Here is a 15,835-nt window from a genome sequence, read left to right as displayed (position 1 = left end):
CTGCAGGAAGCTCACCATGCTCAAAACCCTCGCGGTGGCCAATTACCGCTCGATCAATAAATTGGTCATCCCGTTGGGCCGGCTGAACCTGATCACCGGCCCCAATGGCAGCGGCAAGTCCAACCTTTACCGTGCGCTGCGCCTGCTGGCGGAAACCGCTCAGGGCGGGGTGGTCAATGCCTTGGCCCGCGAAGGTGGGCTGGATTCGACTTTCTGGGCCGGGCCGGAAACCCTCACCCGGCGCATGCGTAACGGTGAAGTCCCTATCGAAGCCACCGTGCGCCACGGCGTGAAGCGCCTGCGCCTGGGGTTCGCCGGTGAAGATTTCAGCTATTCGATTGCCCTGGGGTTGCCGGAGCCGAGCCGATCCGCGTTTTCCCTCGACCCGGAAATCAAGAAGGAATGCATCTGGTCCGGGCCGTTCTACCGCCCGGCCAGCCTGTTGGTGGATCGCAACGGTGCGGTCATCCGCGCCCGGACCAACCGCAGCTGGGAGGTGCTGGCGCAACATACGCCGAACTTCGACAGCCTGTTCGATCAGGTCGGCAGCCTGCGCACTTCGCCGGAAGTCCTGCAGATGCGCGAGTTCATCCGCCGCTGGCGCTTTTACGATCACTTTCGCAGCGACGCCGATGCCCCGGTGCGCCAGCCACAACTGGGAACCCGCACGCCGGTGCTGCACCACGACGGCAGGGACCTTGCTGCGGCGCTGCAGACCATCATCGAAATCGGCGACCCCGAGGCCTTGCAGAATGCGATCAGCGACGCTTTTCCCGGCGCACGACTGAACATCCAGCCGCTGGCGGGTGGACGCTTTGCCATCGAGTTTTATCAGGAAGGATTGCTGCGGCCGCTGTCGGCGGCCGAGTTGTCCGACGGGACCTTGCGTTACTTGCTGCTGGTAGCGGCGCTACTGACGCCCCGACCGCCGACGCTGATGGTGCTGAACGAACCGGAAACCAGCCTGCATCCGGACCTGTTGCCGGCGTTGGCGCGTTTGATCATTCGCGCTTCAGAGCAGTGCCAGGTGTGGGTGGTGTCCCATGCACGGCGGTTGATTTCGGCGTTGCAGGAAGACCCGGAATGCAATTGCATCGTGCTGGAAAAGAACCTCGGGCAGACCGGGATTGTCGGGCAACGGATGCTCGATGAACCGGCGTGGTATTGGCCGGATTGATTTGCCGGGACGTTGGATGACGTCTATTTTCCCCTGCTCCGTAGGAAGGATCTTTTTTTAAGATTGCCCCTCCAAGGACGGACCGCTGTTGGCCAGACTCCCCGGCCCATCAATCACAAGGACGAAAAAATGGCAGACATGAAAGTGCCGCAACCGATGAATCCGCAGGACATCCTCAAGTTGCTGGTGGCGTTGCGCAGGGCGTTGAAGGCCAGGGTGGCCTGAACTGTTTATCCGAGACAACCCATCCTCTGTGGGAGCGAGCTTGCTCGCTCCCACAGGATTGGTGTCCAACCCCACATCTCATTTGCCACAGAAAATACGGGCACAAAAAAACGCCGACGCTGTATCAGCCGTCGGCGTTGGAAACCTCAAAGGGTTCTACCTCACGAATCAGAACGCCGGCAGTACCGCGCCGTTGTACTTCTTCTCGATGAACGCTTTCACTTCCGGGCTGGTCAGGGCCTTGGCCAGTTTCTGGATGGCGGCGCTGTCCTTGTTGTCCGGACGAGCCACCAGGAAGTTCACGTAAGGCGAATCGGCGCCTTCGATGACCAGTGCGTCTTTGGCCGGGTTCAGGCCCGCTTCCAGCGCGTAGTTGGTGTTGATCATGTCCAGGTCAACCTGATCCAGCACACGCGGCAGCATGGCGGATTCCAGTTCCTTGAACTTGAAGTTGTGCGGGTTCTTGGCGATGTCTTTCGGGGTCGCCAGGGCGTTTTTCGGGTCTTTCAACTCGATCAGGCCAGCCTTCTGCAGCAGGATCAGGGCACGGCCGCTGTTGCTGCCTTCGTTAGGGATGGCAATGGTCGCGCCATCTTTGAGCTCGGCCAGGGTTTTGACTTTCTTCGAGTAGCCACCGAACGGTTCAACGTGAACACCGATCACGGTTTCCAGGTGAGTGCCTTTGCCTTCGTTGAAGCTCTTCAGGTACGGCAGGGTCTGGAAGTAGTTGGCGTCCAGACGCTTCTGGTCGACCTGCACGTTCGGCTGCACGTAGTCGGTGAAGACTTTGATTTCCAGGTCCACGCCTTCTTTGGCGAGGGTTGGCTTGATCAGCTCGAGAATTTCAGCGTGTGGAATCGGGGTCGCCGCAACCACCAGTTTCTCGCCAGCCTGGGCCAGGCCCGCGGTCAGGGCAGCCGCCAGTGCGGTGAACAACAGAACCTTTTTCATGCAGTGTCCTTATCGAAAATCTTGGTCGCTTGTGGCGACGGCATTAGTACGTGTGCCAGTGATGTGCTATCGCGGGCGTGGAGCGGACATTACCCGGATTTTTTATTCCCGAACAATATCTTTTATTCACTTTCATATTCCATTTTGCTCATACAGCTCTAGCCCGCGCATTCCCTGTAGGAGCGAGCCTGCTCGCGATGGTCGTGAACGATAACGCTGGGGGTCTGACACCCCGTTGCGCCCTCCGGTTTTTCGCGAGCAGGCTCGCTCCTACAGGAGAGCTGTTTCCCTAAGTAATTGTTTCAAGGCGGCTTTCTCGGCGTCTGTGCCGTGACCGAGAATCTGCTTGAGCTGATGCTTGAGCTGCCCCACCCCCTCATCCGGCAAGTTCAAATGCTCCGGCAAAATCTCATCTCCCGTGCTGACCAACAACGCAAAGTGAATGACGTTTTCCAGCTCGCGGGTATTGCCCGGCCAGCTGTGTCGTTCCAGCACCTGTTGCGCGGACTCGCTGATCAGCGGCACCGGCAAGTCCAGGCGTTGGCTGTAGATGCCGAGGAAGTATTCGGCCAGCGACAGGATGTCGCCCACCCGCTCGCGCAGCGCCGGCAGTTCGAGTTGGCCTTCGCTGAGGTAGTGATAAAGCCGTTCATGGAATTTGCCGGCGGCGACGGCCTGGGCCAGGTCGATGCTGGTGGCGGCGACCAGACGTACATCCACCGGGCTCGGCTGATGAGCGCCGACGCGGGTGACCTCGTGGTTTTCCAGGGCGGCGAGCAGTTTGATCTGGATTGGCAGCGGCAAGTCGCCGATCTCGTCCAGATAGAGCGTGCCGCCGTTGGCCGAGCCGAACCAGCCGGCACGACTGCTGGCCGAACCGCTGTAGCTGCCGGCAGCGTAACCGAACAATTCGGCGTCGGCGTAGGTCGGGCTGATTGCGCCGCAATTGACCGAAACGAACAACCCGCCGCGATCGCTGGCGCGGTGAATGTGCCGCGCCAGCAACTCCTTGCCGGTACCGGTTTCGCCACGGATCAACACCGAGACTGAACGCGGTGCCAGTTGTTCCAGCTCCTGGCGCAATTGCCGCGAGCGTGGATCGACGAACACCAGCGCCTTGGCGCGGATGCTCAGGGGACTTTTTTCGGCGTCGGGAAAGGTCAGCAACGGCTGACCGAAATTTTCATAACTCATGGCAGTCTCCCGCCCAAAACCGCCGGGAGACGGGGGGCGTTGAATAAGGTTCAGGCGCGGCGCAGGGCGTGATGTTCCATGCGGTTTTGCAGGCGATAGAGATAGGCAAAGCCCTGCTCCCATCGCTGGTGTCCGGATTTCACGTTGATGTGCCCGGCACCGGGCAGGATCCCCGCCTCCGCGCCCCAGTTGCGCGCCAGCTCCAGGGCTCGCGGCGCACTGACGGCGCTGTCGTTATCGGAGCTGACCACCTGGCTTGGAAACGGCAGCAGGTCGGTGGGAATCGGTGCGAAGTTGCGCAGGGCCGGCGCGCAGGCCGGGCGTTCGACATCCGCCGGCGCCACCAGCAAGGCACCTCGCACCTGGCGCAACATCGGCAACGGCGCCGTGGCGGCCCAGTGGGCGACGGTGATGCAGCCCAGGCTGTGGGCAATCAGGATTACCGGCGTGCTGTCGGCAGCAATCGTCTCCGCCAGCGCCGCGACCCAGTGTTCACGACGGGGCGTCAGCCAGTCGGCCTGCTCCACCCGTGCGCTGTTCGGCAGGCTGTGGTGCCAGTGGCTTTGCCAATGATCTTCTGGCGATCCTTGCCAGCCCGGCACAATCAGGTAGCGAATTGATTCGTTGCGCATGGGGAAGCTCTCCTGCGTGTCTGTTCCCGGTCGAGTATAGGGAGGAGAGTTATATTCGTTAAGGAATAAGAAGCTATTTATTAATATCTATATCGAATATTAGATCGCTTTCTGTAGGAGCTGAGCTTGCTCGCGATGGTGTGTCAGTCAACGGTGTGCTGCCTGACACACCATCGCGAGCAAGCTCAGCTCCCACAGGGGATTCGTGTTTTTACGAGGAATAAAAAAGGGGCCGCACCCTGCCAAGGAGACGGCCCCGGAAACTCAAAATCTGCCAGTGTTGCTCAACAACTGTGAGCCGATGATTGGCGAAGTTGGTTATCTAATAAAGGAATATTTAATTACTTTATTAGGCCCAAATCGCATATATCCATAAACCTTCGTCGGCCCACGCATCACAACCTAACGTCGCTTTGGGTCAACTTGATGACTGTGGCTTTTCCATTTGAGTTTCCGGATGGATGGCTCAGGCTTGAGCCGCCCGCGCTTGTTGTGGTTGTTCGGTTTCCTTGCGCACGAAGCGGTTGGCCCGGGCGAAGGTGCCGATGTCGTTGAAACGCACGCCCATCTCACGCATCACCTTATGCGCCACCGGCGCCGTCATCTGGCGGATGTAGAACGGTTCCTTCACCACGAAGTGATGGATGCCATGGGTGCTGCCGAAGTTGAAGCAGAACGCCTGCAGCGGCCACAGCCACTTGGCGTTCAGCACCTGACACTGCTGCATCACGTTGCCCAGTTCCACGTCGCCGTAGTAGTGCATGTTCGAACTGATGAAGTGCAGGCAAAAGGTGCGCAGCACGTTAGGGCCGATGATCACCACGGCGGCAATGTCGATCACGTTCATCACCGATAGCGTGGTCGCCGACCATTCGATCGGCGCGCCCAGCAAATGCGCGACGCCGTTGGCGGCATGGAAGCCGAGAAACACGTACCAGGCGCCCCAATGCACCAGCGCCAGCGGCGCGTAGACCTTCAGCGTACGCTGCACGATGCTGATTTTTTGCGCCCAGGTTTTCGCCCGCAGCATGCGAATGAACGACGACATCATGTTGTCGCCAACCATCAAGAAGCGCGCGATGCCCCAGGGTTCGCCGTTGGTGATCGCCCGCTCCTCCATGTCGGTTTCCGTGCCGGAGACCTTGTGGTGATTGAGGTGCAGATGACGGCGAATCCACGGATTGATGGTGCTCGGCCGCGCCAGCCAGACCAGGCCCATCATCAGGTTGTGGGGTACCCGCTGCTTGCGGAAGTACATGCTGTGGATCAGGTCGTGTTCCAGCTCGTGGGTCAGCGACGCGAAAAAAGCGTTGAGCAACAGGCACGCCCACCACGCCAGGTACCCGGTCATGTAGAGCGCCGCCGAACCGATCATGCCGGCCAGGGCGAAGGCCAGAATGCCGGCGCCGATGGCGTCCTGATGCCTGAGAATCGGGTAGCGCTCGCGCAATTCGACCCCCTTGGCCAGCACCACTTCACGAATATGCGCTGATCGTTGAGCTGCATTCAGTCGTTGGGGACTTGCAGAAGTACCGTGCATGCTTCCATCCTCTGGTTATTGATGGTTCGCATCTTCACCGCTGCGCCTTCGTGCTGCGGTAGCCGTGAACGCCAACCTGTTGACCGGAAGCGCCAATCAGCATGACTGAACCGACCTCCCTCGCCAGCTGGACCCGCGCCCTGCGCAAGCAACTCGACGCCCTGGGCCTCGACAGCACCGCACTGTGCCAGCAAGCCGGGCTCGACCCGCAATTGATGGACGACCCCAACGCCCGTTATCCGCTGTCCGGCACCACGCGCCTGTGGGAGCTGGCAGTGCAGGCCAGCGGCGACCCGGCAATCGGTTTGCGCGTCTCACGTTTCGTCAGCCCCACCACGTTTCACGCCCTCGGTTATGCGCTGGTGGCCAGCGGCAGTTTGCGCGAGGTGTTCGAGCGCATCGTGCGTTACCACCAGGTGGTCAGCGATGCCCTGGAGCTGGAGTTGACCCGTGCCGAAGACTGCTACCGCTTCCGCCTGAAAACCCCGCCGGGCAATCTCGCCCCGGCCTTCGAAGCCATCGATGCCTTCACCGCCATTTACGTGCGCACCTGCCGCAATCGCCTGGGTCGCGACTATGCGCCGCTGGCGGTGTATCTGCGCCGCCCGGAGCCGACGGATGCGCACCAGTGGCACAAGGTGTTCCGCGCGCCGGTGCATTTCGGCGCCAGCGAGGATCGACTGGAGTTTGCCTTCAGCGACTTCGACAGCCACCTGGATGACGCCAACCCCGAGCTGGCCGAGCACAACGAAACCGTACTCAAGCGCACCCTGGCGCAACTCAAGCCGCTGACCTGGGAACGCAAGGTGCGCGATGCCATCGAGGAGCAATTGCCCGAAGGCGAGCCGAGCGCCGAGCACATTGCCAAGGCCCTGCACCTGAGCCTTCGCAGCCTGCAGCGGCACCTGGCGGACGAGGGATGCCGGTTCGACACGCTGCTCAACGAAAGCCGCGAGAACCTGGCACTGCTGCACCTGCGCGATCCACAGGTGTCGTTGAGCGAGATCAGTTACTTGCTGGGATTTGCCGATACCAGCAGCTTCAGCCGCGCATTCAAGCGCTGGACAGGGATGACGCCGGGGCAGTTTCGGGATGGGTTGCGCTGACGGTTCTGGAAAGTGTGTTGCCTGGTTTGGCCTCTTCGCGGGCAAGCCCGCTCCCACAATTGGTCTACCGTGAACACAACTTCCACTAACAACACAGACCCCCTGTAGGAGCTGAGCTTGCTCGCGATGTGGCCAGCCCAGTCAATATTGATGTTGCTGACCCGACGCTATCGCGAGCAAGCTCAGCTCCTACAGGGGTCAGGTGGTTGGCCCTAGATTGTGGCCAATGCCCGCAATCGCCCGGGATCGAGGATTTCGATTTCGCCGTAGCTCAACCCGATGATCCCCTGCCCCTGCAAATCCCTGAGGATCTGGTTGGTGGTCTGGCGCGACAGCGACAGCATCGCCGCCAACTGCTCCTGCGGCAGTTGCAGGACGCGACGTGGTTCGTCGAGCTGGCCGTAGCCTTCGGCGATCATCAGCAAGCGATGCGCCAGCCGCGCCTGGGCCGGCATCAGGCTCAGCTGTTCGAGATTGATGAAGGTCATGCGCAGTTTCTGGCTCATCAACAGAGCCAGTTGCCGCCAGTGCGTCGGCTGTTCCTCGAGTAATGCCAGCAACACCGATTGCGGGATGTGCAGCAGCGTGCACGGGCCCGCGGCGAACGCATCGTGGGTGCGGGCCTGGCCGTCGAACAGGCAGATCTCGCCGAACCAGTGCGGCGCTTCCACCAGGCTCAGCAACGCCTCCTTGCCCTGCTCGTTGACCGATCCAATGCGCACCGCGCCTTCGAGTACGGCGTACAGCCCGCAGGGCGGATCACCGCGCTGGAACAGGCACTGGCCGGCGGACAGCTGCCGAATCCGCGCGGCACCCAGCAGACTATCCTGTAGGGAAACAGGCAGATGGCTGAACCACTGACCGCGCATCAGGCGCGTACGCCAGACCTGCTTATCCATGAAAACTCCTAGAGATTGTCGCCTGGCTGACAGAGCGTGAATCGGCCCACGAGGCAAGATCAGTCACCCTACAGGAGGAATAACAATGAAAAAAAGCCTCGTTGACCATCTCAGTCAATATGCCGCCTACCACCGTGATCCACGCAACATCGCCACCCACTTCGTCGGCATTCCGCTGATCGTCGTGGCAGTGGCCGTCCTGCTGTCGCGCCCGCAATGGGGCGGTGGCTGGCTGTCGCCGGCGGTGCTGGCCTCGCTGGCGTCGGCGTGGTTCTACCTGCGCCTGGAACTGCGCCTCGGGGTGCTGATGACGGTGCTGCTGGGCCTGTGCGTGTGGGCCGGTCAGGTACTGGCGCAGCAAAGCACGATGGTCTGGCTGGCGAGTGGGCTGGGGATGTTTGTGGTGGGCTGGGCGATTCAATTTGTCGGCCATCACTACGAGGGGCGCAAGCCGGCGTTTGTCGATGACGTGTCGGGGTTGATTGTCGGGCCGCTGTTTGTGGTGGCCGAGCTGGCGTTCATGCTCGGGCTGCGTCATGAACTCAAGGATCAGATCGAACACCGTGCCGGTCCCGTGAGGACGCTGGCGCACGGGCGCTCGGGAAGCGTCTGAGCGAAGCAAGGCTCAAGCCACGCTTGCCTTGAGGCTCTCGTACAACAGTGTGGCGTCGAGTGGTTTTTGCAGGACACGCAAGCCACTCGCCGCCGTAGCCTCCAGGCACGCCGCTGACGTGTCACCGGTGATGATGATCGCCGGCACCGCCTCCTTGAGGTAGTGGCGAGCACGCCGGATCGCTTCAAGGCCATCCATGTCGCCAAGCCGGAAGTCACTGAGAATCAGGTGAACCGGTGCACGTCCCGTCGCCTCCTCTTCGCCATGACGCTCACAGGCCTCCTGCACCGACGCACCGGCATACACCTTGTGTCCCCAGACCTCGAGCAACTGACGCAACGCATCCAGCACCGTGACTTCATCGTCAATGATCAGGATCCCCAGCGCGTCGGTGCTGCGGTCACTGGCCAGTTCCGTACGTGAATGATCCGCACCAACGGCCAGCGGTACCTGGACGGAAAACATCGAGCCACGCCCTTCCACCGAGACCAGCCGGACCGGATGCCCCAGCAGGCGCGCGGTGTGTCGCACAATCGCCAGACCGAGGCCCAGCCCCTGACTGCGATCACGCTGCGGGTTATGCAACTGCACGAACTCCTCGAAAATCTGCCCGCGATTGGCTTCGGCAATACCGGGCCCGGTGTCGAACACCTGAATCTCCAATTGATCGCCGTGACGTCGACAGCCGAGCAACACGCCGCCCTTTTCGGTGTAGCGCAGGGCATTGGAAATCAGGTTGTCGAGAATGCGTTTGAGCAGCACAGGGTCGGTGTCGATACACAACCGGGTTGGCCGGACTCGCCAGCGTAATTGACCCGCAGCGGCGGTGACGGCAAATTCGTCGGCGAGGTCGGCGAACAGACGCTCCACTGAAACGACTTCGCGCGTGACCACCACAACACCCGCATCCAGCCGGGAAATATCCAGCAAGCCGTTCAACAAACTGCCCAAGTTACCGATCACCGCTCCCAGCCGGGCGGCCAGATCGCGGGCCTTGTCACCCGCGACATTGCCTCGCTGCGCCAACGCGGCAAGGCCGGCGACAAACAGGCCGAGGGCATGAATGGGCTGGCGCAGGTCATGGCTGGCCGCCGCCAGAAAGCGCGACTTGGACTGATCGGCGGCCTGAGCGCGGTCACGTTCCTGTTCGAGCCGGGCGACCAGTTCGACATTTTCCAGACGCAAGCGGATGGTTTCGCACAACGAGCGGTAGGTGACGCGGCTGTAGTACAGATTGACCCCGGCCAGGCACGCCAGAAAGAACAGATAGGTGGTGTAGGTTTCCCCGGACTGGATCAGGCACTGTAAGGTGACCGGCACCAGCATGGCCACGAGCGAACCGGCATAGGCCGGCGGGAATGCCGACAGCGAAGGCACCGCGCCGCACACCAGCCCGGTCAGCACGACGCAGGTGAAGGCCAGCAATTGCGGATCGCCTGTGGCGAAACCGGCCCAGCCGATCAAGCCCCAGAGCAGGCTCGACAGCCACGACAACACAGCCGCTCGCCAGCCCCACACCTGCGGCGAACGACTCGATGCCTGACTGAAATACCGCCGCGACAGCATGACCCGCCAAACCGTCAAGCCGTACATGGTCACGATCCACAGACCGATCCCGCTCAATGGCAATGCATTACGGAAGATGTACGCTACAGGCCAGGGTATGACGAAGTTGGCAAACAGCACCGCGTACGATTGTCGAAACAACAGATCGACGAAATACTGGCGCTGGTTCATGTCGGGCATGGCGAAATCTCAACAATTGGAAGAGCAACTGACAATGGAAGTGAAGCGCCTGAACGTGCTGATTGCCGATGACCATAGCATCGTGCGCGAGGGGCTGAGGTTTCTGCTCTCGACCCGCGACGACTTCGAGGTCGTTGGCGAAGCCGCCCACAGCGATGCCATTCTCAGTGTCCTGTCGCAGCACAAGGTCGACCTGTTGCTGCTCGACCTGGGCATGCCCGGGGTCAACCGCCTGCAATTCATCCGCGATCTGCGCAGCGGTTATCCGAAGCTGAAAATCCTCGTGCTGACCGCCAATGTCGAGTTGAGCACCATTCGCGGCGTGCTCGATGCCGGCGTGCATGCCTACATCACCAAAAGCGATGAAAGCCACGAGCTGTTCGAGGCCATTGACGCGATTCGCTCGAACCAGCGTTACCTGGCGGCCGCCGTTCGCTTCGCGGTCGATGGCCACGGCGCCAGCGATCCCGGCGAACACATGATTGCCCAGGCCGAGCTGACACCCCGCGAACGACAGATCCTGTCCCTGGTCGCCCAGGGCGCCACGGCCCGCGACATTGCCGAGCGCTTCAACATCAGCCCGTTCACGGTGCGCAAGCATCGGGAAAACCTGATGCGCAAACTTGACCTGCACAACACCGCGGAACTGGCGGTGTACGCGGTTCGGCTCGGGCTGCCCACCGGCTGATTCACGGGCCCAGCATCGCGCGCAACGCCGCCGGATAAAATACGACACCTGCCGTATTTCTGCGCTTGCCCCCCATCCCTAACCTTGCAGCTCTGGTACTACGCTGCTCGCAAGGCTCACCCGATCATTCCCCCAGCGTCTTCCAGATCCTGCCCCTGGCATCACACTCACTGGAAGAGCACCCACATGTCACTGCACCTCTGGATTCCCTTCGCCGCCGCCACGCTGGCCTTCGCCTGTATGCCGGGCCCGGCCATTCTCTACATGACCAGCCAGACACTCGCCCACGGCCGACGCGCGGGACTCAAGGCCGCGCTGGGTATTCACCTGGGTTGCTACGCGCATATCGCCGCCGCCTTCGGCTTGTCGGCGTTGCTGCATGCCGCGCCGATGGCGTTCGATGTCATCCGCATGGCCGGGGCGGCGTATCTGATCTGGCTGGGTGGTTCGATGATCGTCAAAAGCGGGAGGGCGACCGATAGCGGTCCGGCACAGGAACCCGGCGTGCTGCGCGACAGTGTGGTGGTGGAAGTGCTGAACCCGAAGACGGCGCTGTTTTTTCTCACCTTCCTGCCGCAGTTTGTCGATGTCACCAGCGCTGCACCTGCGTGGTTGCAGTTTCTGCTGTTGGGGAGTTTTGTGAACCTGGTGTTTTCCCTGGCCGATGTGGCGGCGGTGCTGGGTGCGTCGATGCTGCTCGGGCCTTTGAGTACGCCGGGGTGTCAGCGATTTGTGCCGAGGTTGAGTGGGACGATTTTGATTGGGTTGGGGTGTGTGCTGGTGATGCAGAGTGGGTTGAAGTGAGGGGCGGACCGGGAGTGGAGTGTTGCCTGTTCCGGCGCTATCGCGAGCAGGCTCGCTCCCACCGTGGATCTACGACATACATAGAACCCCTGTAGGAGCGAGCCTGCTCGCGAAGCTTTTGATTTAGATGTTGGCGACTTTCTGCCAGACCTTGGGCTTGAAGAACAAGGTTTCACCCTTGGCCAGGCCGATCAGGCTATCGTGATCCTTCACCACTTCGGCCTCGATCAGATCGGTTTGACCTTCCACCTTCAGCGTCACCCGAGTGGTGGCGCCCAATGGACGGATGTCCCGCACTTCGGCCGCGTGGTGGTCTTCCAGTTCATGCCTGGACAACGACACTTCGTGCGGGCGGAACAGCACGTGGTTGTCTTCGCCCAGATGCAGGCGGTTCGAGTCGCCGAGGAAGTGATAGACGAAATCGCTGGCCGGGTTTTCGTAGACGTCGCCCGGGGAGCCGATCTGCTCGATCACGCCCTTGTTCATCACCACGATGCGGTCGGCCACTTCCATGGCTTCTTCCTGGTCGTGGGTCACGAACACCGAGGTCAGGTTGATGTCTTCGTGCAGACGCGCCAGCCAGCGGCGCAGTTCCTTGCGGACCTTGGCGTCGAGGGCGCCGAAGGGTTCGTCGAGCAGCAGCACTTTCGGCTCCACCGCCAGGGCACGGGCCAACGCAATACGCTGACGCTGGCCACCGGAGAGTTGTTCCGGGTAGCGATCTGACAGCCAATCGAGTTGCACCATGTTCAGCAACTCGTGAACCTTGGTCGCGATCTGGCTTTCGCTCGGGCGCTGGTTTTTCGGTTTCATGCGCAGGCCGAACGCGACGTTGTCGAACACGGTCATGTGGCGGAACAGGGCGTAGTGCTGGAACACAAAACCGACATTGCGATCACGCACGTCGTGGCCGGAGACGTCTTCGCCGTGGAACACGATGTTGCCCTGATCCGGGGTTTCCAGGCCGGCGATGATCCGCAGCAGCGTGGTTTTTCCGCAGCCGGACGGGCCGAGCAGCGCCACCAGTTCACCGCTTTGAATGTCCAGGCTGATGTCATTGAGCGCCTTGAACGCATTGAAATTCTTGCTGACGTTACGCACTTCGATCGACATGAAATCATTCCTCCGCGGCGCTGGCGCGCAGGCGGTTAATACGGTTTTCGCTCCACTGCTTGAGCAGCAGGATGAAGAGCGCCAGGATCAGCAACAGGCTCGCCACGGCGAACGCGGCCACGTGGTTGTATTCGTTGTAGAGGATCTCCACGTGCAGCGGCAAGGTGTTGGTCACCCCGCGAATGTGCCCGGACACCACCGACACCGCACCGAACTCACCCATGGCCCGAGCAGTACACAGCACCACGCCGTAGATCAGGCCCCATTTGATGTTGGGCACCGTGACGTGCCAGAACATCTGCCAGCCATTGGCCCCCAGCAGCCGCGCGGCCTCCTCTTCCTGAGTGCCTTGCTCCTGCATCAGCGGAATCAGCTCGCGCGCCACGAACGGCACGGTGACGAAGATCGTCGCCAGCACGATGCCCGGCAACGCGAAAACGATCTGGATGTCGTGATCCGACAGCCACGGGCCGAAGATCCCCTGGGCGCCGAACATCAGCACATAGACCAGACCGGCGATTACCGGCGACACCGAGAACGGCAGGTCGATCAGCGTTACCAGCATGCTCTTGCCACGGAACGAGTATTTGCTCACGCACCAGGCGGCACTGACGCCGAACACCAGGTTCAACGGCACGGAAATCAGCACCGCGATCACCGTGAGTTTCAGCGCCGACAGGGCGTCGGGTTCAAAGATCGCGGTGAAGAACGCACCCAGGCCATTCTTCAGACCCTGGGACACCACGATGAACAACGGCAACAACAGGAACAGGGCAAAGATCAGCCAGCCAAGGCCGATCAGCACGCGCCGTGCCGTGGCACTGCCACGGCGGGCGGCGTTGGCCGAGGAAGCGGCAGCAATAGACGATTGGGACATGTTCTGCGCCTCCTTATGGGGTTTCGATGCGCCGCTGAAGCAGGTTGATCAGCAGCAGCAGAATGAAGGAAACCACCAGCATCAGTACGCCAATGGACGTCGCGCCGGTGTAATCGTACTGGTCGAGCTTGACCATGATCAGCAGCGGCAGAATCTCGGTCTTCATCGGCATGTTGCCGGCGATGAAGATCACCGAACCGTACTCGCCGACCCCACGGGCAAAGGCCAGGGCAAAGCCGGTCAACCAGGCGGGCAACAGGGCCGGCATCAGGATATGACGGAACACCTGCAAGGGCTTCGCACCCAGGCACGCGGCCGCTTCTTCCACTTCTCGCGGGATGTCGGCCAATACTGGCTGTACGGTACGTACCACGAATGGAAGGGTCACAAAAGTCAGGGCCAGGGTGATGCCCAGAGGGGTGTAGGCGATCTTGAAACCCAGATCCGCTGCAAACTGGCCGACCAGGCCGGTGGGGGTGTAGAGCGCGGTCAGTGCGATACCCGCCACGGCGGTGGGCAACGCGAAGGGCAAGTCGATCATCGCGTCGATGACTTTGCGCCCCGGGAAGGTATAGCGCACCAGCACCCAGGCCAGCAGCGTGCCGATGATGCCGTTGATGATTGCCGCATAGAGCGCGGTGCCGAAGCTGAGCTTCAGCGCCGCCAGCACCCGTGGCGCCGAAATGATTGCCCAGAACTGATCCCAGGTGAGTTGAGCGGCATGCACGAACATCGCCGCCAGCGGTATGAGCACAATCAGGCTGAGGTACACCAAGGTGTAGCCCAGCGTCAGCCCGAAGCCGGGTATGACGGGGGAGATACGACGCGACATAAAAGTCCTTGGTTAAAAATTGTTCTGCCAAGAGCATCTATGTGGGAGCGAGCCTGCTCGCGAAGGGGGAGTACCAGTCAACATCCCTGTTGTCTGAAATACCGCCTTCGCGAGCAGGCTCGCTCCCACAGGTTCAACACCTTAGCCAATTGACATCAGGATTACTGCGCCTGGTAGATCTGGTCGAACACACCACCGTCATTGAAGAATTTCGGCTGCGCGGTTTTCCACCCGCCGAAGTCTTTGTCGATGGTCACCAGCTCCAATTTCGGGAACTGGTTGACGTATTTGGCAGCCACATCCTTGTCACGTGGACGATAGAAGTTTTTCGCCGCGATTTCCTGGCCGGCCGGGCTGTACAGGTGCTTGAGATATTCCTCGGCAATCTTCTCGTTACCCTTCTTCTCGGCGTTCTTGTCCACCACGGCCACTGGCGGCTCGGCGAGGATCGACAGCGAAGGCACGACGATGTCGAATTTGTCGGCGCCGCCATCTTCCTTCAGCGCCAGGAAGGCTTCGTTTTCCCAGGCCAGCAGCACGTCGCCCTGACCGTTGTTGACGAAGGTAATCGTCGAACCGCGAGCACCGGTGTCCAGCACAGGCACGTGCTTGAACAGGGTTTGTACGTATTCCTTGGCCTTGGCTTCGTCACCGCCGTTGGCTTTCAGGCCATAGGCCCAGGCCGCGAGGAAGTTCCAGCGCGCACCGCCGGAGGTTTTCGGGTTCGGGGTAATGACCGAGACGTCGTTCTTGACCAGATCGCCCCAGTCCTTGATGCCTTTGGGGTTGCCCTTGCGCACCAGGAACACGATGGTCGAGGTGTAAGGCGTGCTCGCATCCGGCAGACGCTTCTGCCAGTCAGCCGGCAGGGTCTTGCCCAGCTTGGCGATTTCGTCGATGTCACCGGCCAGGGCCAGGGTCACCACGTCGGCCCGCAGGCCATCAATCACCGCGCGGCCCTGCTTGCCCGAACCGCCGTGGGATTGCTGGATTTTCACGGTGTCGCCGGGGTTGCTTTTCTTCCAGAAGTTGACGAATTCGGCGTTGTAATCCTGATACAGCTCGCGGGTCGGGTCGTAGGACACGTTGAGCAGTTCGTAGTCCTTGGCAACCGCGGAACCGGCAAACAGGGCGCTGGCCAGGGCGGCCAAAGCGAAATGGCGAATCGACGACATGGTGAAAGCTCCTGGAATTCTTTTAGGTGTATTGGCTTTTTCTTATGGACTTCTGGCGTTGCGATCTTTTGGCTTTCAGCCAGCCTTGTTCCCCGGCTGCTGCAAACGGAATTTTTCCTTGCGCTCGATCTGAACCACCTGGGCGTTGTGGACGGTGATTTCCACGGCGCCGAAACGCAGATCGCGCAGGGCGCTCTGGATTTCACGCAGGATGGTGGCTTCGTCCTGACCGTCGACGCTACGTAGGGATGCGCTCATGGTGC

The 15,835-nt window shown here is 61.0% G+C and carries 16 protein-coding genes; 5 read left to right on the top strand and 11 right to left on the bottom strand.

Features of this window, described 5'->3' with window-relative positions; translation table 11 throughout:
• Positions 1-16: 16 nt before the first annotated feature.
• On the top strand, positions 17-1,177 hold the full coding sequence (locus DKY63_RS20735) for an AAA family ATPase (RefSeq protein WP_110965789.1): 1,161 nt from the start codon (positions 17-19) through the stop codon (positions 1,175-1,177).
• 393 nt (positions 1,178-1,570) lie between these two features.
• Here DKY63_RS20735 and DKY63_RS20730 read toward each other — a convergent pair whose 3' ends face one another.
• The 4 genes from DKY63_RS20730 to DKY63_RS20715 all read right to left on the bottom strand — a co-directional run bounded on the left by DKY63_RS20730 (position 1,571) and on the right by DKY63_RS20715 (position 5,719).
• Positions 1,571-2,353 carry a MetQ/NlpA family ABC transporter substrate-binding protein gene (locus DKY63_RS20730; RefSeq protein ID WP_110965788.1) on the bottom strand — a complete coding sequence of 261 codons (783 nt, stop codon included), beginning with the start codon at positions 2,351-2,353 and terminating at the stop codon, positions 1,571-1,573.
• 270 nt (positions 2,354-2,623) lie between these two features.
• A complete protein-coding gene (locus tag DKY63_RS20725) occupies positions 2,624-3,547 on the bottom strand; it encodes a sigma 54-interacting transcriptional regulator (protein WP_110965787.1) in 924 nt (307 codons plus the stop codon).
• Positions 3,548-3,597: 50 nt separating this feature from the next.
• Positions 3,598-4,179: an alpha/beta hydrolase gene (locus DKY63_RS20720; protein ID WP_110965786.1), complete on the bottom strand. Its 582-nt coding sequence runs from the start codon at positions 4,177-4,179 to the stop codon at positions 3,598-3,600.
• Positions 4,180-4,645: 466 nt separating this feature from the next.
• On the bottom strand, positions 4,646-5,719 hold the full coding sequence (locus DKY63_RS20715; RefSeq protein WP_110965785.1) for a fatty acid desaturase: 1,074 nt from the start codon (positions 5,717-5,719) through the stop codon (positions 4,646-4,648).
• Positions 5,720-5,820: 101 nt separating this feature from the next.
• On the opposite strand from DKY63_RS20715, the gene DKY63_RS20710 reads away from it, so the two are divergent.
• The gene (locus tag DKY63_RS20710) at positions 5,821-6,825 is read left to right on the top strand and encodes an AraC family transcriptional regulator (RefSeq protein WP_110965784.1); all 1,005 of its coding nucleotides are present in this window, start codon (positions 5,821-5,823) and stop codon (positions 6,823-6,825) included.
• A 212-nt stretch (positions 6,826-7,037) separates the two neighbouring features.
• Here the strand turns inward: DKY63_RS20710 and DKY63_RS20705 are convergent, their stop codons facing one another.
• Positions 7,038-7,724, bottom strand: coding sequence for a Crp/Fnr family transcriptional regulator (locus DKY63_RS20705; RefSeq protein WP_110965783.1), 687 nt, complete (start codon positions 7,722-7,724; stop codon positions 7,038-7,040).
• Positions 7,725-7,809: 85 nt separating this feature from the next.
• Between DKY63_RS20705 and DKY63_RS20700 the strand changes: the two genes are divergently transcribed.
• Positions 7,810-8,337, top strand: a complete 528-nt coding sequence (locus tag DKY63_RS20700) for a DUF962 domain-containing protein (RefSeq protein WP_110965782.1) — start codon at positions 7,810-7,812, stop codon at positions 8,335-8,337.
• A gap of 12 nt (positions 8,338-8,349) precedes the next feature.
• On the opposite strand, the gene DKY63_RS20695 is transcribed toward DKY63_RS20700, so the two are convergent.
• Positions 8,350-10,083, bottom strand: coding sequence for an ATP-binding response regulator (locus DKY63_RS20695; RefSeq protein ID WP_110965781.1), 1,734 nt, complete (start codon positions 10,081-10,083; stop codon positions 8,350-8,352).
• Between DKY63_RS20695 and DKY63_RS20690 the strand changes: the two genes are divergently transcribed.
• Positions 10,082-10,771, top strand: a complete 690-nt coding sequence (locus DKY63_RS20690) for a response regulator (RefSeq protein ID WP_204354252.1) — start codon at positions 10,082-10,084, stop codon at positions 10,769-10,771. The two genes, DKY63_RS20695 and DKY63_RS20690, sit on opposite strands and share 2 nt — an antisense overlap.
• 186 nt (positions 10,772-10,957) lie before the next feature.
• Positions 10,958-11,575, top strand: coding sequence for a LysE family translocator (locus DKY63_RS20685; protein WP_110965779.1), 618 nt, complete (start codon positions 10,958-10,960; stop codon positions 11,573-11,575).
• A 123-nt stretch (positions 11,576-11,698) separates the two neighbouring features.
• Here DKY63_RS20685 and DKY63_RS20680 read toward each other — a convergent pair whose 3' ends face one another.
• From DKY63_RS20680 to oscA, 5 genes are all read right to left on the bottom strand, one after another.
• On the bottom strand, positions 11,699-12,688 hold the full coding sequence (locus tag DKY63_RS20680) for a sulfate/molybdate ABC transporter ATP-binding protein (RefSeq protein ID WP_110965778.1): 990 nt from the start codon (positions 12,686-12,688) through the stop codon (positions 11,699-11,701).
• A gap of 4 nt (positions 12,689-12,692) precedes the next feature.
• A complete protein-coding gene (cysW, locus tag DKY63_RS20675; protein ID WP_110965777.1) occupies positions 12,693-13,565 on the bottom strand; it encodes a sulfate ABC transporter permease subunit CysW in 873 nt (290 codons plus the stop codon).
• Between the two features lie 13 nt (positions 13,566-13,578).
• Positions 13,579-14,397 (bottom strand): sulfate ABC transporter permease subunit CysT, encoded by an 819-nt coding sequence (gene cysT / locus DKY63_RS20670; RefSeq protein ID WP_110965776.1) that lies wholly within the window; start codon positions 14,395-14,397, stop codon positions 13,579-13,581.
• Between the two features lie 161 nt (positions 14,398-14,558).
• On the bottom strand, positions 14,559-15,572 hold the full coding sequence (locus DKY63_RS20665) for a sulfate ABC transporter substrate-binding protein (RefSeq protein ID WP_110965775.1): 1,014 nt from the start codon (positions 15,570-15,572) through the stop codon (positions 14,559-14,561).
• 75 nt (positions 15,573-15,647) lie between these two features.
• A complete protein-coding gene (gene oscA / locus DKY63_RS20660) occupies positions 15,648-15,830 on the bottom strand; it encodes a sulfur starvation response protein OscA (RefSeq protein WP_110965774.1) in 183 nt (60 codons plus the stop codon).
• Positions 15,831-15,835 lie beyond the last annotated feature (5 nt).

This window comes from Pseudomonas putida (assembly GCF_003228315.1).
Classification (GTDB): domain Bacteria; phylum Pseudomonadota; class Gammaproteobacteria; order Pseudomonadales; family Pseudomonadaceae; genus Aquipseudomonas; species Aquipseudomonas putida_S.
Note: the sequence above shows the minus strand (reverse complement) of the source record. Positions and strands in the feature narration are given on the sequence as shown.

Coding starts and splice junctions, on each gene's coding strand:
- DKY63_RS20680 (WP_110965778.1), bottom strand. CDS start 12,688: ATGTCGATCGAAGTGCGTAACGTCAGCAAGAATTTCAATGCGTTCAAG.
- DKY63_RS20720 (WP_110965786.1), bottom strand. CDS start 4,179: ATGCGCAACGAATCAATTCGCTACCTGATTGTGCCGGGCTGGCAAGGA.
- DKY63_RS20725 (WP_110965787.1), bottom strand. CDS start 3,547: ATGAGTTATGAAAATTTCGGTCAGCCGTTGCTGACCTTTCCCGACGCC.
- DKY63_RS20705 (WP_110965783.1), bottom strand. CDS start 7,724: ATGGATAAGCAGGTCTGGCGTACGCGCCTGATGCGCGGTCAGTGGTTC.
- DKY63_RS20735 (WP_110965789.1), top strand. CDS start 17: ATGCTCAAAACCCTCGCGGTGGCCAATTACCGCTCGATCAATAAATTG.
- DKY63_RS20690 (WP_204354252.1), top strand. CDS start 10,082: ATGGCGAAATCTCAACAATTGGAAGAGCAACTGACAATGGAAGTGAAG.
- oscA (WP_110965774.1), bottom strand. CDS start 15,830: ATGAGCGCATCCCTACGTAGCGTCGACGGTCAGGACGAAGCCACCATC.
- DKY63_RS20715 (WP_110965785.1), bottom strand. CDS start 5,719: ATGCACGGTACTTCTGCAAGTCCCCAACGACTGAATGCAGCTCAACGA.
- DKY63_RS20695 (WP_110965781.1), bottom strand. CDS start 10,083: ATGCCCGACATGAACCAGCGCCAGTATTTCGTCGATCTGTTGTTTCGA.
- DKY63_RS20685 (WP_110965779.1), top strand. CDS start 10,958: ATGTCACTGCACCTCTGGATTCCCTTCGCCGCCGCCACGCTGGCCTTC.
- DKY63_RS20730 (WP_110965788.1), bottom strand. CDS start 2,353: ATGAAAAAGGTTCTGTTGTTCACCGCACTGGCGGCTGCCCTGACCGCG.
- DKY63_RS20700 (WP_110965782.1), top strand. CDS start 7,810: ATGAAAAAAAGCCTCGTTGACCATCTCAGTCAATATGCCGCCTACCAC.
- DKY63_RS20710 (WP_110965784.1), top strand. CDS start 5,821: ATGACTGAACCGACCTCCCTCGCCAGCTGGACCCGCGCCCTGCGCAAG.
- cysT (WP_110965776.1), bottom strand. CDS start 14,397: ATGTCGCGTCGTATCTCCCCCGTCATACCCGGCTTCGGGCTGACGCTG.
- DKY63_RS20665 (WP_110965775.1), bottom strand. CDS start 15,572: ATGTCGTCGATTCGCCATTTCGCTTTGGCCGCCCTGGCCAGCGCCCTG.
- cysW (WP_110965777.1), bottom strand. CDS start 13,565: ATGTCCCAATCGTCTATTGCTGCCGCTTCCTCGGCCAACGCCGCCCGC.